This window comes from Porcibacter vitabionis, from assembly GCF_046263795.1.
In the GTDB taxonomy this organism is placed as follows: domain Bacteria; phylum Bacillota; class Clostridia; order Lachnospirales; family Lachnospiraceae; genus Lachnocurva.
Genome location: NZ_JBJYZD010000001.1, coordinates 271,570 through 293,234 on the forward strand (window position 1 = coordinate 271,570; position 21,665 = coordinate 293,234).

Here is a 21,665-nt window from a genome sequence, read left to right on the forward strand (position 1 = left end):
GCCTATGACTGCTCTGACGGAACAGGATTTTCTGAGATTAAGTGAATACATCCGCACCCATTACGGAATCAATTTATCAAAAAAACAGCAGTTAATCGAAAGCCGTCTTCATTCCTTTCTGGAAGAAGATGGCTATCGTGATTTTCATGCTTTTGTCGATGATATCATCAGCGGAAGAAGAGCCGACCTGATCTCTCCCATGCTGGACCACCTGACCACCAATTACACCTATTTTCTTCGGGAAGAGACACATTTTCAATTTTTCACGGAAAAAGTGATCCCCTGGATGAAGCAGATCCATCGCTTGGACAAGAGTCTGTCGATCTGGTCTGCCGGATGTTCTTCCGGAGAAGAAGCTTTTACCATTTCCATGTATTTAAAGGATCTCTTTGATCCCTCTTGGGACACACGTATCCTGGCGACAGATATTTCAACCGATATCCTTGACAAGGCAAAGAATCCGGTCTATGTTGAAAATCAGCTGGATAAGATACCAAAATCCTGGAAAAATAAATACTTTGTCAAAAAGCCCAACGGGACTTATACGATCTGTGAAGAGATTCAAAAAAATGTGATTTTCCGGCCCTTTAACCTGATGAACGATATCCACTTCAAGCGAAAGTTTGACCTGATCTTCTGCAGGAATGTCATGATCTACTTCGATCAAAAGACCCGGGAAGATCTGGTAGATCGTTTTTATGATGCAACAGTTCCCGGCGGATATCTCTTCATCGGTCATTCAGAGGGTCTGCAAAAGGAGCACACCCGCTATCAGTATATTCAGCCCGCCATTTATCAGCGTAGAAACGTATTATGAATCAGGAAAGAAATCTCATTGCAATCGGCGCCTCCACCGGAGGAACCGAAGCTATCATAAAAGTGGTAAAGGATCTCCCGCTTAACACGCCGGGTATTGTGATCACCCAGCATATGCCGGGCAATTTTACGCCTCTCTATGCAGAGCGATTGAATCGCCTTTGCAAAATGGAGGTTCGAGAAGCCCGCCACGGCGATCTGATCCACCCGGGGCTCATGCTTCTCGCTCCGGGTGGAAAGCAGATGCGTGTGGTCCGGATCGGAGATTCCTACCATGTCAGTGTCACAGAGGAAGAAAAATACAATGGGCATGCTCCATCTGTTGATGTTCTCTTCCACTCTGTCGCTCATGCTGCAGGAAAGCAGGCGATCGGTGTTATTCTGACCGGCATGGGTGCAGATGGTGCACGGGGTCTTTTGGAAATGAAAAAGGCCGGTGCCTATACCATAGGGCAGGACAAGGCCAGCTGCATCGTCTATGGTATGCCCATGGAGGCCTATGAGATGGGTGCCGTAACAAGACAGGCTCCCCTGGATCTCATCGAATCTTTGATCTTACATGAACTGGGAGAACATGCTTGAATTTGAACCAAAACTCTAAAAAAGACCTCTATTCCGGCTCCAAATCAAATTCCGGCAAAAGCAAAAAGGGCTATGAGGGCAGAACTTCCACAACTTCCTATCGGAGGCGGGAACGTCTGAAGGCAGAAAATGCACGGCTGGAAAAGAACCGTAGCAGAATCAGCCGTGTTTTTTTCCTTTTTATTGCACTCGGGCTGATTATTTCTTTACCCTTTCTCAGGGAAAAGGGACCTCTCTCTATGGACAAACAAAATCCGGCGAAGACGGAACAAGCTGCTACTGTACAGGATCCAAAGCAAGGCGAAGAAACCAAAGCCCCGGCTTCCAAGACAGATCAGGCTTCGAACTACAATATCATGCTGGATACCACTATGGGGCCCATGCTCTACTATAACCAGAGGGATCCCAACTGGGCTTCCTATCTCTGGGGCGGAAGTGATGATCTGGCCACCTATGGCTGTGGACCAACCTGCATGGCAATGCTTGTCAACGCCTTTGGCAATGCCGGTCAATATACTCCCATTACCATGGCCGAGTGGGAAGAAAAGAATGGGCAGTTTGCCAAGGGCAATGGCAGTTTTCATTCCATTGTCAATACCACGATGCAGTCTTTCGGATTTACGGTAAGATCCATGCGTTCGGAAATGACAGAAGATGCAATAAAGAATGAACTTCAGCAGGGTCATCTGATCATTGCATTAGTAGGAAAAGGATATTTTACAAGTGACGGACACTTTCTCATCCTTCGTTCGATCAATGAAGACGGGACCATCAACATTGCTGATCCCAAGAGCCTGGAAAATACACAGAAACCATTCACTGCCGACTTTCTGCTGCATGAAATCCATCAGGGTAAGAATCTGTACGGTGCTCCACTCTGGAGTATTTCCAAATAAAAGCATCACTCTGGAGTATTTCCAAATAAAGGGAGCAGGAATTGAAATCCCGTCAATTCCTGCTCCTTTTGATATCGCATCTGTTTGTTGTTTGTTGTTTGTTTCCTTTTGAGAAATTTTCAAGTCCTTTTTCGATAAGAATCCTTGACCTGCTGCTGAATCTCCAGCTCCTGTTTATAGGTATCTCTTCTGATCTGGTCAAAGACATAATTTCGAATCGCTGTCTCTCCGCCATTGGTCAGATCAACAAATTTACAGCCATAGACATTCTCGCTGCCCGGCTCCTCTTCTTTTTCCTTCTTACGAATCCGAACCACCTTGGTCCAAAAAGGCCGTTCCAGAGTCCGAAAAGCATAACGAAAAGTAACGATATCCCCTTTCTTCAACTTCGCATGGGTCTCAAGTGCCATGCCTCCGGCGCTGAGATCCACGATGGAGCCCTCGAAATCCCCAACCCCTTCGCAATGGAAGGTCAGGGGGATCCTTGTCACCGTTCTTACATCCTCTCTTCTGGATTTTTCCTGTTTTTCCAACTGATCCTTATCGCTCATATGAAAATCTTCCTTTTTTCAAAATTCGCTTAAAAATATAGTTTCAAATGACGCTTATATCACTTAAATCAAACGGTCCCCATCCTCATCATAGTCCATGGAACCGATTTGCCGGCTGGCATCTAACATGGCCTGCTGCCGCAAAAGTTCCAATAAGAGAAGCGTTTTTGTCGAATCAAGATCTCCCAGGCCGGACAAAAGAGAGCTGACCGCATTGCTGTCAGCGGCACTTTCGTCAGAAAGAGAGCCCGAATTTGTGAGATACTTGCTTTCGGAAGGAACCCCACTTCCCGAAAGAGGCTGATTCAATATAGGTTCTTCTTCCCCAAGCATCTTTTGAATCTTAGCAATATAGTTTCTTGTTTCTTTAAAGGGCGGGACACCGCCATACTTTCTGACATTACCTCCCCCAGCATTATATGCTGCCAGAGCAAGAGAGAGATCCCCCTGATAAGTCTTCAGGTTCGAAGACAGGATCTCTGCTCCCGCCATGATATTCTGCTCGGGATCATAGACATTCGTAACGCCATGAGCCCTGGCTGTAGATGGCATCAGCTGCATGATTCCCCCGGCTCCGGCAGAAGATCTCGCATCCGCCCGGAAATTAGATTCTGCTTTTGCAACTGCCTTTAAGAGTTTTTTGGAAATGCCATATTTCAAAGAGGCCCGTTCGAATATATCCTCCAGTGTCTGACTCCCGCTGTATAAATTGTCTGAAGAAGCCCCGGCGGCTGACTTCTTTGTAAGGGCACTTTGGACAGAGGAAGAAAAGCTCGTACCTGAAACCAATCTCGACGAATCCGTCGCAGCTTCACTTTTGCCATTCTTTCCGGTCCGGTTTACATTTTCATTCTCCATAAGATAAGACAGGAGATAGGAATTCATTCCATTGATTGCCATCTCTTATTCCTCTCTCGGTAAATCACCTGGGCCGGCAGATACTTTGCTCTCTTCATGATTTAAAGGCTCCTTAGAAGTCCCACTCACTTCATCCCCGGTAAAGCCAAGGAAATAGAGATAGATCTCCACAACGGCCTGATAGAGTTCTTCCGGGATCTCCGATCCTAATTCAAGCTGGGTCAGAAGTGTTGCCAGAGAATCGTCCTCATAAATCGGGACACCGGCCTGCATCGCAGTCTCTGTGATCCGTTCTGCCATATGGCCCATGCCGGATGCAACAACAATGGGAGCGCCGTTCTGATCCGGATCATACTTCAAGGCAGCAGCTTTTTTTGACAAAAGGTTTTTAAACTCTGACATTGATCGTACGCTCCTTTTCCCGAATCCCCGGAAAGACTTCCCGGACACTGATCGCCCTGCTGCGTGGCGACAGGCTGATATCAGCAGTCAGTCCGTTTCGTCTCAGGATCTCTGTAAGTGCTGTCTGAATCTTCCTCGGCTTTTCCGGCAGACCATCCGGCAGAAAGATCTGAAGATCCAGCTTTTTCGTTGTCTTTGCCATATTACCGATCATGTCGAAGTCACCCAGTTCCCGGATGCGGAATTTCAAAAAGAATCTTACGGATCCGCCGCCCCCTTCGCCTGATCCCTTCTTCGAATCCTTTTGACCGGCATTCGGATCGATCCAGATCTCGCTCGCAACTTCCCTTTTCTGATAGCGAAAAGGGATCAGCATATGAAGCAGGGGTAAATAGACGCTCTCATTATTTAAGAGGCTGTTCAAAACCGTATAATAGCGATTGACAGCTTCCGTTCCGGCCTTGCCCTCGGTCCCCTTTAAGAGGATCTCCGACAGATGTTCCGTAAGGCCTGCATTGGTCCTTTCCTTCAGGCTGCTCTGCATAGAACGGACCAGAGCCTCCTCCGGATCCGACTGGAAATACATATGGAAATCGCCATTCCGGGACAGTTTCTGATAAGCCTGAATCAGATGATCCTCACTTCCCTCTTCATACTTTACAGCATAGAGTGTCAGAAGCACAGCCGCCTTACGAATGGGACCGTAATCATGAGTCTTGGAAATATAGGACGAGAGGAAGGGGATCAGCTTATCGTTTAAAACGGCAGCATTTGTTTCGGTTTTCCCCGGATGAGCGGTCCAATCCATCTGATCCATTAAATTCTGAAAGTCATCCTGCTGTGACTGCAAAAGAAGATTCCTGATATCTTCGGTCAGATTTTCCATCTGCTGTAAGAGATGGCTTCCGGATGTATAACTATTATATGTTCTTGCAAACTGAAGAATGGCAGATCTGTAATTGTCGGATGTCGTTTCTCTCAGCAGAGAACGAAGAGAATCGAAGAATTCACCACTGTATTTAACCTGATTCCCCACCTGTTCCTTCAGAAAAGATTCCAGTTCTTTGGGATCATTCATCTGTATTTCAGAGAAAAGTTCCGAGAAATCCTTCGCCATTTCCGGATCTTTTGATTCTGCCAAGGCTTTTCCATCCCGAAATAAGAGATCCATGACTTCTTCCGGAATCATAGATGCTTCCTGCATATTCTGAAGGAAAGCCGAATAGTTCGAAGTAAAATCCACGACCTGGCCGGTCAGATTCTCTTCATTCAACAAGGCGTTTTCGTTTCCCGTCCGAATCTGGCCGTTCGTATTGACCCTTCCGGCATTGCCGGTCTGGTTTATATTTTGTGTATTGGTATTTAACCCCGGAGTCACGGATGTAAGATCCGGTGAACTAACCTGTAAGAGATTTGCCATAACTTGCTCCGTCTGTCTAAAGCAGAAAACAATTGATCCTTCCGTGGATCCCTTTCTGCCTTGTCCCTCTTCCCTGGGTTATAGAGATGTGTACTTTCACTTTTTCTATATAATTTCGGCAGAAACCATCCCGGATATAAGCGCTTTTTTATTTTATTTCTTTGCAAAATCTTTCTTATATTCTATCACAGAATGCCGATAAGGATAACAGAGGGAAATCGATTGGAAGAATCCAATCAGAGACAGTTATGGAATTGTCATCAAATGTCAGCTTTTGAAAGGACTGAAATCTATGAGCGTACATCTTACAAGAGATTATATCACGGATCTGAATATACAGAATTTAACCCGGCAGAAGCAAGCTTCTGTCAATACAAATACAGGGAGAGACTTTGTTTCCCGCTCTGCTTCCACACAGGTTTCTTATGATACGGTTTCATTCGAGCAGAAGTCTGCACGCCTTTCCGATCATGATTTTGCTTCTGCTTTAGCCAAGGCTGCCGGTGCAGAAGTACGGCAGGGTGTCAGCGATGAGAAGGTTGCTGAGATCAAGACCGCTGTTCAGTCCGGCCAGTATCAGCCGAACTCCATGCTGATTGCTCAGCATATTTTGGGACATCAGTGACTTATCACCATCGTAAGAGACAAGGAAGTCTTTTACGTCGAACACTCAAAAAATGGGATCAAAAAGACGTCTTTTTTTCAAAGGCGTCTTTTTGATTATTGAGTCAAAAATCTATCGCAAAGCAAAAGCAAAAGAATCGCAATAAGAGGTAATAAATCCCATGAAAAATGCCGAAATTTATAAAGAATATAAAAAGAATATGGAAGATCTGTCTGCCTGTCTCCACAATCTCCGTTCCATTGAAGATCAGATGGTTCTTGCTGCATCGAATGACGATGCCAAAGCTCTGGACGATCTGGTCCGTAAGTCTCAGCCCGATCTTCTCCGTTTTCGGGGCCTGGATCAAGAGAGGAACCGTTACGAAAAGGTACTTGGCATTACCGGCTTAACTTTTCGTGAGATCCTGGAAGGGCCTGAGCTTGACAGAGATTTTGCAGATCAGCTTCGTCCGGTTCTGGATCATCTCTCGAAAGAGCTGTCTCTTTTCAAAGAGTCCAAGGACAATGCAGACCGGATCATGAAGGTCCGCCTCTTAAATGTAAACCGGATCCTGGATAATCAGCCGCTGCCTGAGCCCTTCCACGAGACTTTGGCCTGAATTCATCCTGAATTCATAAAGAAAGGAAACAATCGATGATACGTGCAACTTTCGCAGGTTTTACAACCGCTTTAAGCGCGATCCGTACCAATCAGAAAAAACTGGATGTGACCGGTCAGAACCTGGCCAATATGAATACTGAGGGCTATACCCGCCAGTCTCTTCAGACATCCAGTATCAACTATGACAATCCGACATCCTTCTATATGAATGAGAATGATGTCAATGTCGGTTTCGGCGTCTCGATGGATAAGATGACACAGCTTAGGGACCAGTTTCTGGATGTCCAGTACCGGGAGCAGAACAGTAAAGTCAACTATAATCAGACCATTCAGGAAGGCATGAATAATCTGTCCGGATTCCTGGACGAATCCAATGCCGACGGCATCCGGAAATCCTTTGACAATATCCGAACAGCTCTTACCAATATGCAGGATCCTTCCAAGGTCAACGACCCGGTCTATGAAGGTGAGCTTCGTTCCCGTATGGAAGCTACTGCCAATCTCCTGAATAATGGTGCTGTCCAGATCCAGACGTCGATGACAAATGAATACCAGAAAATCGATGGCTCCGGCAGTTCGGAAAACGGTTATGCCGATCAGATCAATCAGCTTCTGGCTGATATCGGCGGATTGAATATCGATATCAAGAAGAATCAGCTGCTTGGAAATCCGGCTTTGGAACTTGTGGATCAGAGAAACCAGAAGATCAATCAGCTTTCGGCTTATATTCCAATCCAGGTTTCCTACTTTACTGAGAAATACCAAACCGTGGATGCGGCCGGACAGACAGTGACAAGAGACCGTGGCTTGAATTATAACAGCGCGGGTGTTGCTACCGGAAAATCCGGTTTCCCGGAAGATCTGAAAATCGAACTGGTCTATACAGAGACCGACAAGAACGGAAAAAATCCGGTGGAAAAGAAAATCACTCTTGTCAACGGTTCGGATGTCACCGATAAGAATGGAAATACGGTTGCAAACTTCGGTAAGGTCTCACTTCAAATCAAGAATCCCGGAAAGGATTATCAGAATGTCCATGATGACAGCGGTTCTACCCTGATCCGCTATGATGGAAAGGCGGATGCGGATGGAAATATTCAGAAGGTCCGCCTGCAATTTACCAAAGCGGACAGTTATGAAATCAGCAAGGCAGCTGACGGAAAGCTGACTGACAGTAACGGCTCACTTGTGGATGCTTCCGCCGCCAATGACAGCATGTATACGGATAATGAAGTCAGCACGGATGCAAACGGCAATATTACCGACCGGTCCACGACCCGCTTCTCTTCCGGCTCACTGCAGGCTTCTCTGGATCTTCTGGCAGATAAGACCAGCAGCCTGAATAACGGAAGCATCTACCGAAGCTATGATTACTACATGAAGCGGCTGGATACCCTGGCCAATACCTTCGCCCATGATATGAATGTCTATAATATGATGGGTGTAAGAAACGGATATCAGGATAAGGCTTCCAATCTCACTCTTACAGACGAGGCTCTGTCCAACCTGGAGGCCGGCAAGGCAAAAGACGGCGGGGCATCCACAGATGCAAACCAACGTTCCTTCCTCCTTCTCGTTAATAATGGAACCATTTCTGCAAAAGACAGTCAGACAGCAGAAAGGATCACAGCTTCCACCATTTCTGTTTCTCAGAAATGGGTCAATGGAAATACCAAGATTGGAACCTATGGGGATCCGTCCGAGGGAAACAGTTCTACCGATACGGCTCTGAATATGCTGGATGCCATGACTTCTACACATGCATCCATCGGAAACAAGTCTTATGCGGATGAAATGAACAGCATTTCGACCTATCTGGCAACGGATGCTTATAATAATGACAATGCTTTGAAGACCAACCAGGCGGTCTTGAAGGGAATCAGCGATAACCAGGATCAGATCTCAGGTGTCAGCCTGGATGAGGAAGCTGCCAACATGATGGCCTATGTTTCCTCCTATAATGCCGCAGCCCGTCTTATGACCACACTGGATAGTATGCTGGATACCCTTCTTGGCATCGCACGCTAGAAAAATACCGGCGCCAAAAGCCGCCTCCAGGCGGTTCCATAGCTGCCTTCGAAAATAATGGATTCCCGCTCACCAGCCTTTGAGGGAGTAAAATCAGATCAGAAAGGGAGTTTCAATGAGAGTTACAAGTTCGACCTACTATAAACAATATGCGAAGACCGTTCAGGATCTGCACAGCGAATTAAATAAAAGTATGCAACAGGTCTCCAGTGGCAAAAAGTTCGATTCTGCCAAGGAGGACCCCCTTTCTTACTATGGCGGAATGAAGATCGACAGCGAATACACTGATGCGGACACCAAAAACACAGTCATCAGTGATGTCAACAATCGGCTCTATCAGCAGGAAAGCGGCGCAACCGCAATTCAAACCGAAATGAGGACATTGAATACCGACATTCTCCGCCTTGCCAACGAATCCACATCCGGTTCTACTGCGGCGGTAGATACCATGAACCGGGATATGAAACAGCGTCTGCAGACCATTACAGAAGACCTGAATGCTTCTTATGAGAATTTCTATGTATTTGGCGGAAACGATATGTCGACCATTCCCTTTTCTCTGGATGTCGACAATGAAGAGAATCCTACCAAGTTCACCTTAAATTTCGATCACCATTTCCCTGGCGAAACAGATACCACGACTCGGATGTCCATCAGCTATGAGCTGAAGGATAACGGAGATCTCTCCCTGACTTTCAGCGGTAAAAGGACAGATGATACAAAAATCAATGACAAGGGCACGACCCTCTCTCCCAAAGAGACTCTGGATTATATCAAAAAGGCTATGTCAGAAGAAGGACGAATGAGCCTCGGCTATGGAAATCTGACAAACCGTACCACTCTTCCGGATACCTATACCGGCGGTCTGAATGTTCTGACCGGGATCTCTTCGGCGGGACTGAAATCCATGTCGGATTCTGATGCAGAGGCTCTGATCCGGGACCGGCTGGAAAAAACGCCGCTTGCCCTGACCAGCCAGGCAGTGCTTGCGACCAGCCGTTTCTTAAAGGCAGCCGGCGGAGTCACCGGTGACAGTGTCAGTGCAGCCGGCGAGGCGGAGCGGGCTAATATGTCTTCTACTCTGAAAAAAGTGATTGGGGAATGGGATTCCAGCGAACAACGTGTTGCAACCAGCTATCGGGAACTCGGTATCAAACAGAGCGTATTAAAGGATACCCAGAGTAAGCTGGATCTCATTAAGGATACTCTGCAGTCCAATTATGATGACCGTATGGGTATTGATCCCTATGAGGCCATCACAAAAATGTACAGCCAGCAATATGCCTATAATGCAGCCATTAAAGTCGGATCCAATATCATGCAGTCTTCCCTCTTCGATTATGTGAAGTAAGAATTTCAAAATCATTGATTTGTGACTGGCACGATTGATAAAAAGGAGCGAATATGCTAACCTTAGAAACAAAAGAATACGGTACATTAGAATACGAGAAGGAATATTGCATTCATCTTCCGGATGGTCTCTTTGGTTTCCCGGAACTGCATGATTATCTTCCTCTCTGCCTGAATGATGAAGAGGACAATACCCTTCTGGTTCTTCAGTCTGTGGAAGACAGTCATATCGGATTTGTTGTAATCAATCCCTTTGCTCTGGATCCGGACTATCAGCCGGTGCTCACTCCGGAAGAATTAGAATACCTGGGAGCAGATTCGGAAAGTATGCTGACCTTCTATGTCATCTGTGTACTCAAGGACAATTTTATGGAAAATACTGTGAATCTGAAATGTCCTATTGTTGTAAATCCGGACAGCCGGGTCGGCATGCAGGTCATTTTAAATAATTCCGCATATGACTTTAAGCAGAAGCTCAGCAGTTTTTCCATTCTGAACAAAGAGGCTGAACATGCTGATATTACGAAGGAAAAAAAATGAGAGCATTCTGATTGGTGACAATATCCGAATCACTGTTGTAGAATGCGCAAATGATGGTGTACGCCTTGCAATCGATGCACCGAAGAATATATCGATCCTTCGGGAAGAGCTGTCCCGAGCTGAGCAGGAAAATAAGGATTCCATTGCACCTGCCTACCATAAGATTGCAGATCTCCAGTCCGCCCTTCTCGGTAAAATGAAGGCCGTCCCTCTTAAGAAGACCCCATCGGAGCAGCAATCTGATGCGAAAACAAAGGATCAAAAACCTGAATAAAAGCTGACTTGTGTTTTTACCAGAGGTTATGGTCAGCTGTGGTTTTAAAAAGCTCTGTTCATAAAAGCTCTGTTCATAAAAAGACGTGCAAGGAAAAATCCTTGCACGTCTTTTTTTCTACTTCCGTTTTTCTATTGAAACCTTATTCGGAATCTTGTTTTAACTTATTTTTAAGTTTTTTACCTACCAGCCTTTTCGGGTCCGAAGATCCAAATGGTCCTGTTTCTTCTTCAGATCCTCTATCATTCGGCTGATGGCCTGACGTTCCTCCAGAATCATTGGAATATAATCCGATCTGCTTTTCTCCTCATCCGCGGTGATGAAAAAAGAATCTGAGGCAAGGGTCTCACTGGCTGACGAAGGAGCCATCTGATCCGGATGAAAGGCTTCCTTTGTCTCATTAAGCGGCCCCATCAGCTCCCGATAGACCCTTCCTGCCTCCTCGGACACTTCTCCGAGGAGATCCATCTCTTCCCGGTTTTCACCGAGGAGATTCAGCTTATCCTGGCGCATATCCAGAAGCAGATTTGCCGAAATGATATCCTGACGGTTCAATTCTTCCGAGATCTCATCCGTAAGGGAAATAATCTCTCTTAGGATATTCTGTCTCCTTTTCAGAAGGATCGCCAGTTTTTCCAGATTTAAATCAGAATTTTCCATAGGGATGGCCCATCCTAAACGATTACACGCTTCTCTTCTGCGATACGCTCTACATTCGTCTTTGTGCCGGCCTGCTTGAATCCGTCTCGTAAGTCACTTATGATCTCGATCAGGGCCGGGATCTCGTCCCTACGTCTCTCACGACTGGCAGAGATCCGCCCACAGTCATAGAGGATGTACTGATAGAGACGGTTTAGATCCGCCGCTACCGGCTGAGACAGATCCAGAGTGCGGACCAGATAACGGATAATGCGGGTGAAGTAGTCCATATGGGACTCAAAACCTTCATAGTCCTTATCCTCCAGTGCCAGGTCCATTCGTTTCAGATCCTTGATCGCTTCATCATAAAGGGTCAGAAGAAGTTCCAGCTGACTCATGGATTCAATGCTTTGGTTCTTATACTTCTGATATGGATTCATTTTTTTCTCCTTTTTATCAGCCTGACAGTCCTGAAATATAAGACTGCTGGGCATTCATCTTGGAAATCAAAGTCTCAAGAGAATCGAACTGGCTCTTATAACGATCCTTCTCTGTGGACAGCTGATCTTTTAAGGATGTAACTGCCTGCTGCATCTGCTTGATCCTGGTATAAGAACTGTTATTGACCAGAGATCGGCTCAAACGGCTGGATCCGGCCTCTTCCACCAGTCTACCGTAGGAATTCCCGTTTTTTGAGGAATAGCGGGTTGCAAAAGGTGTCAGGGTGTCTTCAATCACCTGGACCAGACCGGATTTTTGGCCATCACCGCTCATGACCTTGGAAACAAGATCCGGATCAGTCTCTAATGCGGACCGGAATTTCGTTTCATCGAAGACGATCTTGCCGCCATCGGAATAATCATCCGACATGCTGATACCGATCTTTGACATATCCTGATAGGAAATGCCGGAATTCATAGCCTTGGTGAATACCGTCTGCAGAGCATCGTTAAAATCAGAAAGTGTCGTATTATTATACAGAAGACCTGTCTTGGCTTTTTCTTCCCACTTTTCGATCTGCTTTTCCGACATTTCATCCTTCTGGGCATCTGTCAGAGGACTGTAGCCGGATTCCGGACGTGTGGTAAGCTCCTTCTGGGTTGTCGAAACAATCTTATTATAGGCATCGATGAATTTCTTCACCTTTTCCACTGCAGTATCCGCATTGGCCTTGGCAGAGAAACTGACAGCCTTGGAGGAATCCAACTGGCCGGTCTGACTGCCATCGTCATTTAACTTATAGCCGAAGGTCCCGCTGACAGAAACGGTCAGACCGTCAATTGAGAAACGATTGGAGGATGAAGACAGATTCTGACTGACGCCATTGCCATAGTCGTAGACAAGCTTAGCATTCTGACCATCCTTTTCAACAGCCCCATTCCCTTTGAAAATAGTATCCGCACCGCCACTCAGCTGAATGGTACGTCCGCTTCCGCTCTGTTTGGAAACCAGGACAAACTGGTTGGACTGCTGCATATAGGTCGCTCTGACGCCGGCTTCCGAGCTATTGATCTTAGACAGAAGCTCATTTACGGTCGTATTGGAATCCAGTCCGTTAATTTTCGTACCATTGATCGTAAAGTCCTTCAGAAGGGCATCGAAATCTTCCCTTGATGTGATCTTCGTCTTATCAAATCCCAGACGATCCAGATTGGTATAGAGATCAGTATTGAGAGAGAGATGATTGGAAGCATTCTCACTCAGACCTATATTCTTCCGAAGCTCTGCATCCTCAATATTCAAGGTGACGCTGGAAGCGGTATCCTTGCTGGAAAAGGCTAAGGTCTTTGTTGCTGCATCAAAAGAGACTACGACCTTATTTTCACCGAAAGCCTTGTCCACCTTACTCTGTAAAGCTTGTGCAAAGGCCTGGATCTTCTGCTGATCGCTTGCTGTAGTGCTTGTCACATCGGAAGGAAGCTTTGCTTCCCACTCCTTTTCATCCGGAAGGGTGATACGGGTACTGTCACCGCCGTAGCTAATCGAAAGTCCCTTTCCAGCCATCTGATCCAGGATCGAAGATTCTTTGACCGAAGCCTCAGCAAAAGTCTTTGTACTGTTTTTCATCAGACTGTTAAAGTCCGCAAGGCTTAATCCCTTGGTCTTCTGATCTTCCGTCAGGGTCTGGATCTGATCTGATGTCATGCCGAGTGCTTCCAGGACATCCCTGTCGGCCTTGATCTGATAATCATTGTCCGAAGTCTTAAAAGCTTCGGTATCAATAGAGATCCTCCCATCGTCTGAAAGAGCAAACCGGATCTTACCATTGTTCTTCAAGGACATGCCGCCGGAAGAAGCCAGGGCTTCATTCAATTGTTTTACCAGTTCTGCCTTATCCGACTGGGTATAATCGATGGTTACTGTCTTTCCCTGTGCATCGGTATAACTCGTTGGGAAAGTAATGCTTCCGCTTTCTACGAACTTTTTCGAAGAACCATTGTATTGACCAAAAGTCAGGGTCTTGCCGCGAAGATTGGACACGGAAGTTTGAATCAATTTTCCCTTCTCATCGAGAAGAGCATTGGTCTGTACTGCTTCTGTCGTTCCCTTACTTCCGGAAATGGTCGTCGCACTCGTTGCAAGCTGAGATACGCCGAGAATCCGGATATTATCGACCATACTCGATGTTCCCGAAGCCGAAACAAGAGCTGCGGAATCGGAATTTCCCATCGTTGTGATCTTCGATCTCGCATACAGGCTCGAATCCTTCAGAGAATCTGTGGAAGAATACATAAGATAGTTATCTTCCAGATCCAGAACAGAGTCCGTGATCGACCGGAGGGAATCCCTGGTCCACTCTTCCTTGGTAATAGCCTGATTCTGTTTATCGATCTTCGTCTGCGTGCCGCTGACCATTTGCTTGATCAGAGAATCACGATCCAAACCGGAAACCAGACCGCCGAAACCGGAAATACTGGTATCACCTAGTGCGGATGATGAACTTGTTGAACTAGTGGAAGAAACCTGCATTCCTTAGCCTCCTTTGTATTACTCTATCGATAAGGAAACGATCTTAGGAATCGATCGTCCCCGTCCATTCATTTTCATTTAGATTCATTTACTTTGATTCTGTTACTATATCGGCGAATTTTGCCGATAAAATAAGGCAAATCCAAGAAAGAAGACGAAACAAAAAGGAGCGGGGCCTTAATCCTCGCTCCTTTCATGATGTGGATTGGCAGCCACCTCTTTACAGGCTCGAAGGATGGCAGCCCTGATATCATTTCCAAACCGGGCGCCGTAATAGCTGATACGGGGTGGTTCGGAATTTTTCTGCATGACACAGTATTTGGGTTTCAAAGAAGACAAGGTCAAAGCCAGAACATCCGCCTGACAGCGTTCGCAGGTACACATGCCCATTTCTTCCATGGTCTTTTTAATATTGGCATGTTGAAGGAGGACAGCCGTCACATTGACAATATGATAGCCATCCAGATTACTGCCAGCTTCAGAAACCGACCCGAAGACACTTTTTTTCAGATTATCTTCCAGACCCTTCCGGATATCTGCAGAGATCCGGGCATTCTCCCGACTCTCATTTACAATCGTCACCTTGGTCCGGTTCATGCGGCTGAAATCGGCATGATGGGGACGTGTTTCCGGATTTTTTTCCAGATCCTTTTTTGAATCTCCTGCGCTTCGATTCGCAGTAAGATCCATGGAAGAATCTTTGTCTGTTTCTGTTTTATCACCACTGAGAAGACTTTCCAGAGACTGGAAGGCATCCGCGGGACTCTGGTTAAATAACTTTTCTCTCTCCGCCAGCAGTTGTTCCTGACTGAAGAGATCCTCCAGAAGGGCATTTCGGACAGCTTCGCTGCTCTTATCCTCTCTCTTATCTGACATAGATCAAAACTCCTAAACAATGAAACGATATGAAGATCAATAATAGCCTTAGTTCAGTTACATAGTCCGAATTACTTCTGCTTCTTGTAACGTGCCAGAAGCCCGTCTACGACCTGAACCAGATGTCCGATCTCCGGCTTACTCAGCTGATCGTCTGCTCCGACTTCCTTTCCCTTCCGATACATCTCTTCGCTGATCAGGGAGGAGAAAATGACGACCGGGATCTTCTGAAGCCTCTCATCATCCTTGATCAGTTTGGTCAGACGGTGACCATCCATCATGGGCATTTCCAGGTCCGTGATGACAAGAGAGACCTCATCGTAGAGATTGGAATCATCGCGAATGGCAGAAAGGGCATCCCAGCATTCCTGTCCATTGTCGAAAACGGTAATATTGGTATATCCGGCCTTCTCCATGGCCGCCTTTACCATCTTCTGTAAGAGAACGGAATCCTCGGCAATATAAATCGGATAAGTATTATTCTGACGAGGCCCTAAATCATCGATCTCTGAGATCTGTATGCTGGTTTCCGGAGCAATTTCCGCTACAATCTTCTCGAAATCCAGAATCGTCACCAATTCATTCCCGGCCTGAGCAATACCGGTCGCAACGCTTTCTCCGTCATTGGCCAATGTCCGGTCCGGCTTACTGATGTCCCTCCAGGACAAACGGCTGATGCCGGCAATGGAGTCCACACGGAATGCGACCATCATCTTGTTAAAATTGGTAACAATAAAGAGATCTCTGGCATTCTCCTTCAATTCAATGGGCTCTCCGGTCAGATAGGCAGCCAGATTAATGACTGTGATCAGATGTCCCCGCGGTTTAAAGAAACCTTCCACAGCCGGATGAGAATGCGGCATGGGCTTTACATGGCTTGCCATCATAATCTCCTTGACTTTGGCGACATTGATGCCATAGGACTCGTTTCGGACGGAGAATTTCATGATCTCGATTTCATTGGTACCTGTTTCCAGGAGAATCCCTTCTTTTTTCTTTGCTGTCATCTTGAACTCCTTTTCCATTCCAAAATCACTTCTGATTTATCTAAAAACTTCGCTGTTCCTTCAGCGATCGGTTTACTACGCATAGGTCTATATTTTAATCCATGATGATATCGTCTGCATACTGCAAGGCTTCTAAAGGACGATCTCCTTGCCGCCGGCCGGCCGGATCACTACCTTGCCGCTCCCGACATCCAGAGTCATTGTCCTGGCCGCCTCGCCTCCGACATCTTCTCCCTGAATTAAGAGACCTTTCTCGGCAAGAATTTCACGCACTTTTGCGATATTTTTTCTTCCGATATCGCCCAGTCCGCCTTCCTTCTCGTTGACCGGGAACATTCGGGCTCCGCCGGCGATCTTCACAACGGTATTTTCTCTTGTAAAACCATGTTTTTCCAGGATCGCCCAGGTCGTTCGGATCCCCGAATCCGCATATTTCATGTCATTCGGATCCCGCCCGGCAGGCTGTTCTGGAAGCAGAATATGGAGCAGAGCTCCCATTTTACGGCAGGGATCATAGAAACTGATCCCCACACAGGACCCAAGTGCATAGGTTGTTATATCGACATCGCCTTGGGCCATTTTCATATCCGATATCCGGACCAGGTATTGTTTTCTCATCTTGTTACCAGAATCCATCAAAGTATTGATGGAAAGTCCTCCCCTTCCCATCAGCCTCTTAACTGGTTGATGGTCTGCATGACCTCATCCGACGTGGTTACCATGCGAAGATTCATCTGCATGGCTCTCTCGGTTTCGATTACCTTCGTCATTTCCTGTGCCAGATCTGTTCCGCTGACTTCCAGCGCACCGCGGGTAAGCTTGCTATCCGGATCAGGACTTACCGTATTCTCATTATCGCCATCCTGGATGGCAAAGGCATTGTCTCCTACGGAAAGAAGACGGGAGGGAAAAGCAAGACGAAAGACTCCAACTTCGCTTCCCTCTGCCAGATCCGCCTGGCCTTCTGCATTGGTCTCCATAGGAATCCGCTGACCATTCCTGTCAAGAACCAGCTGATTGGACTCATTCATAAGGAAGAATTGCCCCTCCTCCATCTGGCCGGCATGGAAGTGACCGTCTCTGGTAAATGTAAGGCGACCTGTCGCAGGATCTTCCAGGCCGAAGAAACGATTATCGCCGTTGATTGCGAAGTCCAGGTTTCTTCCGGTATCTGTAAAAGCAGCCGTCCGAAAGTCCGTATGCGTGGACACGAGACGGGCACCGGATCCGGTGCGAAGATTACTTTCTTCCTCTTCGGGTGCATGGAGATTGTATTTTACCAACTCCTGGAAAGAAGCATCCTTTGCCTTATATCCATTGGTATTGATATTTGCAAGGTTGTTGGAAACCACATCCAGATTTTTCTGCATGGTGCCGGCGCCGACTGCACCGGTCCAGAATGACATATCCATTGTTTCTCTCCTTTATTAGATCTGGCCTACATCATTGGAGGCCTTGCTGAGCACAGAATCATACATACGAAGCATCTGTGCTGCACTTTGCAGTGCTCTCTGAGAAGACATCATAGAAGTCATCTCCTTTACCATATCCGCATTGGAGCGTTCCAGGCTTCCATTGATCAGCCTGGTCTGTCCTGTCAGATCTCTTCCTGCATCATCTGACCGATAGAGGCCGCTGTCTTCCTTGACCAGCTGATTCGTATCAAGACCGGTCAAGCGGATCTGTCCGGCGATTCTGCCGTCCGCCTGATAAATGATTCGGCCATAAGAATCCATAGTGACATCTTCATTGTCCAAATGGATCGGATTTCCATCCTGTCCGAGAACCAGGCCCAGTCCATCCAGCATGAGATCGCCATTCTCATTCAGAGAAAAGGAACCATTCCTGGTATAGCGAATTCCTTCATTGGTCTGAATATTGAAGAAGCCCTCTCCCTCAATCGCGAAATCATACTTCTGTCCGGTCTCGTGCAGAACTCCCTGGGAAAAATCCGTAAGGGTTTCATCCGCCTTGACGATTGGCGTCTGGACTCCAAGCTCCTTGGGATTCTTTTTATTGTATCGGCCGGTCCGGATCAGCATTTCTTCGTCAAAAGTACTGTTGACCTGGGTATCCTTCTTATATCCGGCTGTTTCAATATTGGCAAGATTATTACTGATCGTATTCAGATTTCTCTGCTGGGTCAGCATTCCGCTGGTCAGTTCATAAAATCCCTGGTACATCCTTCTCTCCTTCTCACTCTCTCATCAGTTTCTGAAGCTTTCGTATTGCCTGGGCATGAAGCTGTGAGACACGCGGCTGACTGATTTCCATCACATCGGCAATCTGGCTCATATTGAGATTATCGACATAATAGAGTGAAATTATCATCTTTTCTTTCTCTGCCAGGCGGTCAATACAGGAGGCAAGCTGGCGGGTCGTCTCTTTATTCATGAGACTGGCCTCGGGAAGGACCCCTTCATCTTCTGTCGGGACCTGCAAAACTGCCTCATCCGTATCATCGTAGGTCATATCCAGAGAAAGAACATTCACCATGGTTGACATGCTTCGGATCTTTCGTAACTTTTTTATATCGATATCCGCTTCTGCTGCCACTTCTTCATCGGTCGGTGCCCGCCCCAGTTTCTCCGTAAGCTTTGTCTGAATCTCCTCCAGATTCTTCCGGTCTCTGTGAAAATTCCTTGGCATCCAGTCATTTTTCCTCATAAGATCGATCACCATGCCCCGGATCCGTTGAGAAATAAAGGTATCAAATTTATTATCGCGAGCCGGATCATAACGGTCGATTCCCTTCATGATCTCCAAAACACCCTCGTTAATAATATCTTCCGGTTGTGTAAAGCTGATATAGAGATCCCGCATCTGATAGGCGATGGCTTTTACAATAAAGAGATAACGGAGGGTCAGCTCCTGACGAAGAATCTGTTTGATCCCTTCATCATTTTCTTTTCGATAAAGATCGAACAGCTCCTCATTGGTCTTTTCTTTCAACTCATCCATAGACATAACTTTCTCCCATTCACCGGAAATGGTCTGCATTTTACAATCAGAAAACGATTCAGTCATTTCCATCTTCCAGTTTCAGGCTACCGATCGACTGTATCTGAACATTGCTTGCCACTTCGTTAAAGGAAAGCACCCGAACGTTCGGGAAAAACTGGGCAATCAAATGATAAAAATGGGTTCGCATCACCTGTGAGGTCAGGATCACAGGCGGCTGATCCAATTCGGAAAACTTCTTGACTCCGCTTTGTACCTGGCGGATCACGCTCTGCAGAATCTCAGGCGACAGAGCCAGATAAAAGCCGTTTTCTCCCTTTGAGAGAGAATCCACCATAGCCCGCTCCAGATCCGCATCCAAGGTAATGACTCTCATGTTGCCATCTTCGGTATACATACGGGTGATGGTCCGTTTCAACGCCATACGAACCTGTTCTACAATACCGTCGATGTCCTTGGGGCTTATGCCCTTGTCTACAATAGCTCCGGCCATGGTCTCCAGGATCGTCTCCATATCCCGGATGGCAACACCTTCTTTTAAGAGCTGGACCAGGACTCTCTGAATCATACTGTAAGTCAGAACCGGTCCGACCGTTTCTTCCACCAGTTCCGGTGCCGTCTGTTTCAAGTTGTCAATCAGACGAACCACTTCCTGTCTGGTGATGAGTTCAAAGGCATGCTGACGGATGACTTCAGACAAATGGTTGATCATAACAGACAAAGGATCGATGACGGTATAGCCGTAAAGCTCTGCTTTCTCCCTGTTTTCCGGCCGGATCCATTTACTGGGGATGCCATAGGCCGGCTCAATGGTGTCGATACCGTCCACCTTATGGCTGACCTGATCGGATTCCAAAGCGAGAAAATAATCAATCAGGATCTCACCACGGGCAACTTCCTCGCCTTTGATCCGAATGCAATATTCATTGGTTCCCAAACTGGAAGAATCCCGAAGACGAATGGATGGCACGACAAAACCCATATCCTGAGCATATTGCCGTCGGAAGATCACAATCCGGCTGATCAGCCTGCCTCCCACAGATTCGTCTGCCAAAGGGATCAGACTATAACCGAAATCCAGCTCACAGGGTTCCACTTGAAGAAGCTTATAAACATTATTGACATCTTTGTAATAGTCTGCTTCCTGAACGGGTTCGGGCGCCTCGGCTGCGGCCTTCGTTTCCTCTGCCGGCGTAGGTGCTGCGGATCTTCTCCCGCTGCCTCCGTCTCCGAAGACTTCTTTTGTTTTGGCAAAATCCGGCTGTTCCTTCATCTTCTTCTCCAGGAAAAAGCCTGCTGCCAGAAGTCCGCCGCCTACTAGAAGAAGATAAGGAATGGGCATACCCGGGATGACAACCAGGATAAGCATGACTGCACCGGCAATGGTGAAGGCTCTGGGCTGGGCCAGGAATTCTCTCGAGATATCCTCATTCAAGGAGCCTTCTGCAACTGCTCTTGTGACGATCATACCGGTCGAAGTCGAAACCAGGATCGAAGGGATCTGTCCGACCAGGCCGTCACCGATGGTTGCGATGGAATAGGTCTGGGCAACGGTCTGCAAGTCTCCGCCGCCCTGCACCATACCGATAATGATACCGCCGATCAGATTGATCATAGTGGTAATGATGGACATGGTGGCATTTCCTTTGACAATTTTCGTTGCACCATCCATAGAGCCGTAGAAATCGGACTCTCTCTGCACCTTCAACCGTCTTCTGGAGGCCTCGACATCATCGATCAGACCGGCTCCCATATCGGAGTCGATGGCCATCTGTTTTCCGGGCATGGCGTCCAGATTGAAGCGGGCAGCTACTTCGGCGACTCGCTCGGCGCCCTTATTGATGACGATGAAATTCATGAGGACGATAATAATATAAATGACGATACCGACAACGACATTGCCTTGCAGAACGAAGTCACCCATGGCCTTGATGACATTCCCGGAATTTCCTCCGTTGGAAAGAATGTTTCTGGTCGTGGAAACATTGATTCCAAGCGTCAGAAGCGTCGTCATCAAAAGCAGAGTCGGGAAGATTGAGAATTCCAGGGGTTCGTGAATAGACATGGTAATCACAAGGATCATCATGGAAAGTGCCATATTCAAAAGAATAAAGACATCAATGATGCCGGCAGGGATCGGGATGATCATCATCAGAATAATGACCAGGACCATCACTGTCATGGAATTCTGTAATACTTGTTTGACGAACTTAGGCATGTTACGACTTCTCTTACCGCTCTTACTATTATTATGGAACTATGATTCTTAC

Annotated in this window: 23 protein-coding genes; 9 read left to right on the forward strand and 14 right to left on the reverse strand. The window is 46.8% G+C overall.

Annotation, left to right across the window (positions count from 1 at the left end; all coding sequences use genetic code 11):
• Positions 1-4: 4 nt before the first annotated feature.
• The 3 genes from ACKX2L_RS01245 to ACKX2L_RS01255 are packed head-to-tail and all read left to right on the forward strand — an operon-like array spanning position 5 to position 2,294.
• On the forward strand, positions 5-817 hold the full coding sequence (locus ACKX2L_RS01245) for a CheR family methyltransferase (protein WP_497552504.1): 813 nt from the start codon (positions 5-7) through the stop codon (positions 815-817).
• Positions 814-1,398 carry a chemotaxis protein CheB gene (locus ACKX2L_RS01250; protein WP_497552505.1) on the forward strand — a complete coding sequence of 195 codons (585 nt, stop codon included), beginning with the start codon at positions 814-816 and terminating at the stop codon, positions 1,396-1,398. Before ACKX2L_RS01245 ends, ACKX2L_RS01250 begins: the two co-directional genes overlap by 4 nt.
• Entirely contained in the window at positions 1,395-2,294 is a 900-nt protein-coding gene (locus tag ACKX2L_RS01255; protein WP_497552506.1) for a C39 family peptidase, read from the forward strand. Before ACKX2L_RS01250 ends, ACKX2L_RS01255 begins: the two co-directional genes overlap by 4 nt.
• Positions 2,295-2,413: 119 nt before the next feature.
• Here ACKX2L_RS01255 and ACKX2L_RS01260 read toward each other — a convergent pair whose 3' ends face one another.
• The 4 genes from ACKX2L_RS01260 to ACKX2L_RS01275 all read right to left on the reverse strand — a co-directional run bounded on the left by ACKX2L_RS01260 (position 2,414) and on the right by ACKX2L_RS01275 (position 5,525).
• Complete coding sequence (locus ACKX2L_RS01260) at positions 2,414-2,845, reverse strand: PilZ domain-containing protein (protein WP_497550812.1); 432 nt, start codon at positions 2,843-2,845, stop codon at positions 2,414-2,416.
• A 63-nt stretch (positions 2,846-2,908) separates the two neighbouring features.
• A complete protein-coding gene (locus ACKX2L_RS01265) occupies positions 2,909-3,745 on the reverse strand; it encodes a lytic transglycosylase domain-containing protein (RefSeq protein WP_497552507.1) in 837 nt (278 codons plus the stop codon).
• A gap of 3 nt (positions 3,746-3,748) precedes the next feature.
• Positions 3,749-4,105: an EscU/YscU/HrcU family type III secretion system export apparatus switch protein gene (locus ACKX2L_RS01270; RefSeq protein WP_497550814.1), complete on the reverse strand. Its 357-nt coding sequence runs from the start codon at positions 4,103-4,105 to the stop codon at positions 3,749-3,751.
• A complete protein-coding gene (locus ACKX2L_RS01275) occupies positions 4,092-5,525 on the reverse strand; it encodes a hypothetical protein (protein ID WP_497552508.1) in 1,434 nt (477 codons plus the stop codon). The genes ACKX2L_RS01270 and ACKX2L_RS01275 overlap by 14 nt, the downstream gene beginning before the upstream one ends.
• A 292-nt stretch (positions 5,526-5,817) precedes the next feature.
• Between ACKX2L_RS01275 and ACKX2L_RS01280 the strand changes: the two genes are divergently transcribed.
• From ACKX2L_RS01280 to csrA, 6 genes are all read left to right on the forward strand, one after another.
• Entirely contained in the window at positions 5,818-6,150 is a 333-nt protein-coding gene (locus tag ACKX2L_RS01280) for a flagellar biosynthesis anti-sigma factor FlgM (RefSeq protein ID WP_497550816.1), read from the forward strand.
• Between the two features lie 160 nt (positions 6,151-6,310).
• On the forward strand, positions 6,311-6,748 hold the full coding sequence (locus tag ACKX2L_RS01285) for a hypothetical protein (RefSeq protein WP_497550817.1): 438 nt from the start codon (positions 6,311-6,313) through the stop codon (positions 6,746-6,748).
• Positions 6,749-6,783: 35 nt separating this feature from the next.
• Positions 6,784-8,778: a flagellar hook-associated protein FlgK gene (locus ACKX2L_RS01290; protein ID WP_497550818.1), complete on the forward strand. Its 1,995-nt coding sequence runs from the start codon at positions 6,784-6,786 to the stop codon at positions 8,776-8,778.
• A 115-nt stretch (positions 8,779-8,893) separates the two neighbouring features.
• Positions 8,894-10,129, forward strand: coding sequence for a flagellin N-terminal helical domain-containing protein (locus ACKX2L_RS01295; protein ID WP_497550819.1), 1,236 nt, complete (start codon positions 8,894-8,896; stop codon positions 10,127-10,129).
• A 53-nt stretch (positions 10,130-10,182) separates the two neighbouring features.
• Positions 10,183-10,668, forward strand: a complete 486-nt coding sequence (gene fliW / locus ACKX2L_RS01300) for a flagellar assembly protein FliW (protein ID WP_497552509.1) — start codon at positions 10,183-10,185, stop codon at positions 10,666-10,668.
• Complete coding sequence (csrA, locus tag ACKX2L_RS01305) at positions 10,640-10,942, forward strand: carbon storage regulator CsrA (protein WP_497552510.1); 303 nt, start codon at positions 10,640-10,642, stop codon at positions 10,940-10,942. Before fliW ends, csrA begins: the two co-directional genes overlap by 29 nt.
• A 183-nt stretch (positions 10,943-11,125) precedes the next feature.
• Here the strand turns inward: csrA and ACKX2L_RS01310 are convergent, their stop codons facing one another.
• From ACKX2L_RS01310 to flhA, 10 genes are all read right to left on the reverse strand, one after another.
• Positions 11,126-11,602: a hypothetical protein gene (locus ACKX2L_RS01310; RefSeq protein WP_497552511.1), complete on the reverse strand. Its 477-nt coding sequence runs from the start codon at positions 11,600-11,602 to the stop codon at positions 11,126-11,128.
• Positions 11,603-11,616: 14 nt separating this feature from the next.
• On the reverse strand, positions 11,617-12,021 hold the full coding sequence (locus tag ACKX2L_RS01315) for a flagellar export chaperone FliS (RefSeq protein ID WP_497552512.1): 405 nt from the start codon (positions 12,019-12,021) through the stop codon (positions 11,617-11,619).
• Between the two features lie 16 nt (positions 12,022-12,037).
• Positions 12,038-14,551 (reverse strand): flagellar filament capping protein FliD, encoded by a 2,514-nt coding sequence (gene fliD, locus ACKX2L_RS01320; protein ID WP_497552513.1) that lies wholly within the window; start codon positions 14,549-14,551, stop codon positions 12,038-12,040.
• 177 nt (positions 14,552-14,728) lie between these two features.
• Positions 14,729-15,427, reverse strand: a complete 699-nt coding sequence (locus ACKX2L_RS01325) for a late competence development ComFB family protein (protein WP_497550825.1) — start codon at positions 15,425-15,427, stop codon at positions 14,729-14,731.
• 71 nt (positions 15,428-15,498) lie between these two features.
• The gene (locus tag ACKX2L_RS01330) at positions 15,499-16,434 is read right to left on the reverse strand and encodes a chemotaxis protein (protein ID WP_497550826.1); all 936 of its coding nucleotides are present in this window, start codon (positions 16,432-16,434) and stop codon (positions 15,499-15,501) included.
• A 132-nt stretch (positions 16,435-16,566) separates the two neighbouring features.
• Positions 16,567-17,103, reverse strand: a complete 537-nt coding sequence (locus ACKX2L_RS01335) for a chemotaxis protein CheD (protein WP_497550827.1) — start codon at positions 17,101-17,103, stop codon at positions 16,567-16,569.
• On the reverse strand, positions 17,103-17,846 hold the full coding sequence (locus ACKX2L_RS01340; RefSeq protein ID WP_497550828.1) for a flagellar hook-basal body protein: 744 nt from the start codon (positions 17,844-17,846) through the stop codon (positions 17,103-17,105). Before ACKX2L_RS01340 ends, ACKX2L_RS01335 begins: the two co-directional genes overlap by 1 nt.
• Positions 17,847-17,861: 15 nt before the next feature.
• Complete coding sequence (locus ACKX2L_RS01345; protein ID WP_497550829.1) at positions 17,862-18,617, reverse strand: flagellar hook-basal body protein; 756 nt, start codon at positions 18,615-18,617, stop codon at positions 17,862-17,864.
• 13 nt (positions 18,618-18,630) lie between these two features.
• Positions 18,631-19,461: a sigma-70 family RNA polymerase sigma factor gene (locus tag ACKX2L_RS01350; protein WP_497550830.1), complete on the reverse strand. Its 831-nt coding sequence runs from the start codon at positions 19,459-19,461 to the stop codon at positions 18,631-18,633.
• Entirely contained in the window at positions 19,454-21,613 is a 2,160-nt protein-coding gene (gene flhA / locus ACKX2L_RS01355; protein ID WP_497550831.1) for a flagellar biosynthesis protein FlhA, read from the reverse strand. The genes ACKX2L_RS01350 and flhA overlap by 8 nt, the downstream gene beginning before the upstream one ends.
• Positions 21,614-21,665 lie beyond the last annotated feature (52 nt).

What these genes read in the sequence shown, in the direction of transcription:
- ACKX2L_RS01245 (WP_497552504.1), top strand. Translation starts at nt 5, where the DNA reads ATGACTGCTCTGACGGAACAGGATTTTCTGAGATTAAGTGAATACATC.
- ACKX2L_RS01250 (WP_497552505.1), top strand. Translation starts at nt 814, where the DNA reads ATGAATCAGGAAAGAAATCTCATTGCAATCGGCGCCTCCACCGGAGGA.
- ACKX2L_RS01260 (WP_497550812.1), bottom strand. Translation starts at nt 2,845, where the DNA reads ATGAGCGATAAGGATCAGTTGGAAAAACAGGAAAAATCCAGAAGAGAG.
- ACKX2L_RS01265 (WP_497552507.1), bottom strand. Translation starts at nt 3,745, where the DNA reads ATGGCAATCAATGGAATGAATTCCTATCTCCTGTCTTATCTTATGGAG.
- ACKX2L_RS01270 (WP_497550814.1), bottom strand. Translation starts at nt 4,105, where the DNA reads ATGTCAGAGTTTAAAAACCTTTTGTCAAAAAAAGCTGCTGCCTTGAAG.
- ACKX2L_RS01275 (WP_497552508.1), bottom strand. Translation starts at nt 5,525, where the DNA reads ATGGCAAATCTCTTACAGGTTAGTTCACCGGATCTTACATCCGTGACT.
- ACKX2L_RS01280 (WP_497550816.1), top strand. Translation starts at nt 5,818, where the DNA reads ATGAGCGTACATCTTACAAGAGATTATATCACGGATCTGAATATACAG.
- ACKX2L_RS01285 (WP_497550817.1), top strand. Translation starts at nt 6,311, where the DNA reads ATGAAAAATGCCGAAATTTATAAAGAATATAAAAAGAATATGGAAGAT.
- ACKX2L_RS01290 (WP_497550818.1), top strand. Translation starts at nt 6,784, where the DNA reads ATGATACGTGCAACTTTCGCAGGTTTTACAACCGCTTTAAGCGCGATC.
- ACKX2L_RS01295 (WP_497550819.1), top strand. Translation starts at nt 8,894, where the DNA reads ATGAGAGTTACAAGTTCGACCTACTATAAACAATATGCGAAGACCGTT.
- fliW (WP_497552509.1), top strand. Translation starts at nt 10,183, where the DNA reads ATGCTAACCTTAGAAACAAAAGAATACGGTACATTAGAATACGAGAAG.
- csrA (WP_497552510.1), top strand. Translation starts at nt 10,640, where the DNA reads ATGCTGATATTACGAAGGAAAAAAAATGAGAGCATTCTGATTGGTGAC.
- ACKX2L_RS01310 (WP_497552511.1), bottom strand. Translation starts at nt 11,602, where the DNA reads ATGGAAAATTCTGATTTAAATCTGGAAAAACTGGCGATCCTTCTGAAA.
- ACKX2L_RS01315 (WP_497552512.1), bottom strand. Translation starts at nt 12,021, where the DNA reads ATGAATCCATATCAGAAGTATAAGAACCAAAGCATTGAATCCATGAGT.
- fliD (WP_497552513.1), bottom strand. Translation starts at nt 14,551, where the DNA reads ATGCAGGTTTCTTCCACTAGTTCAACAAGTTCATCATCCGCACTAGGT.
- ACKX2L_RS01325 (WP_497550825.1), bottom strand. Translation starts at nt 15,427, where the DNA reads ATGTCAGATAAGAGAGAGGATAAGAGCAGCGAAGCTGTCCGAAATGCC.
- ACKX2L_RS01330 (WP_497550826.1), bottom strand. Translation starts at nt 16,434, where the DNA reads ATGACAGCAAAGAAAAAAGAAGGGATTCTCCTGGAAACAGGTACCAAT.
- ACKX2L_RS01335 (WP_497550827.1), bottom strand. Translation starts at nt 17,103, where the DNA reads ATGGGAAGGGGAGGACTTTCCATCAATACTTTGATGGATTCTGGTAAC.
- ACKX2L_RS01340 (WP_497550828.1), bottom strand. Translation starts at nt 17,846, where the DNA reads ATGGATATGTCATTCTGGACCGGTGCAGTCGGCGCCGGCACCATGCAG.
- ACKX2L_RS01345 (WP_497550829.1), bottom strand. Translation starts at nt 18,617, where the DNA reads ATGTACCAGGGATTTTATGAACTGACCAGCGGAATGCTGACCCAGCAG.
- ACKX2L_RS01350 (WP_497550830.1), bottom strand. Translation starts at nt 19,461, where the DNA reads ATGACTGAATCGTTTTCTGATTGTAAAATGCAGACCATTTCCGGTGAA.
- flhA (WP_497550831.1), bottom strand. Translation starts at nt 21,613, where the DNA reads ATGCCTAAGTTCGTCAAACAAGTATTACAGAATTCCATGACAGTGATG.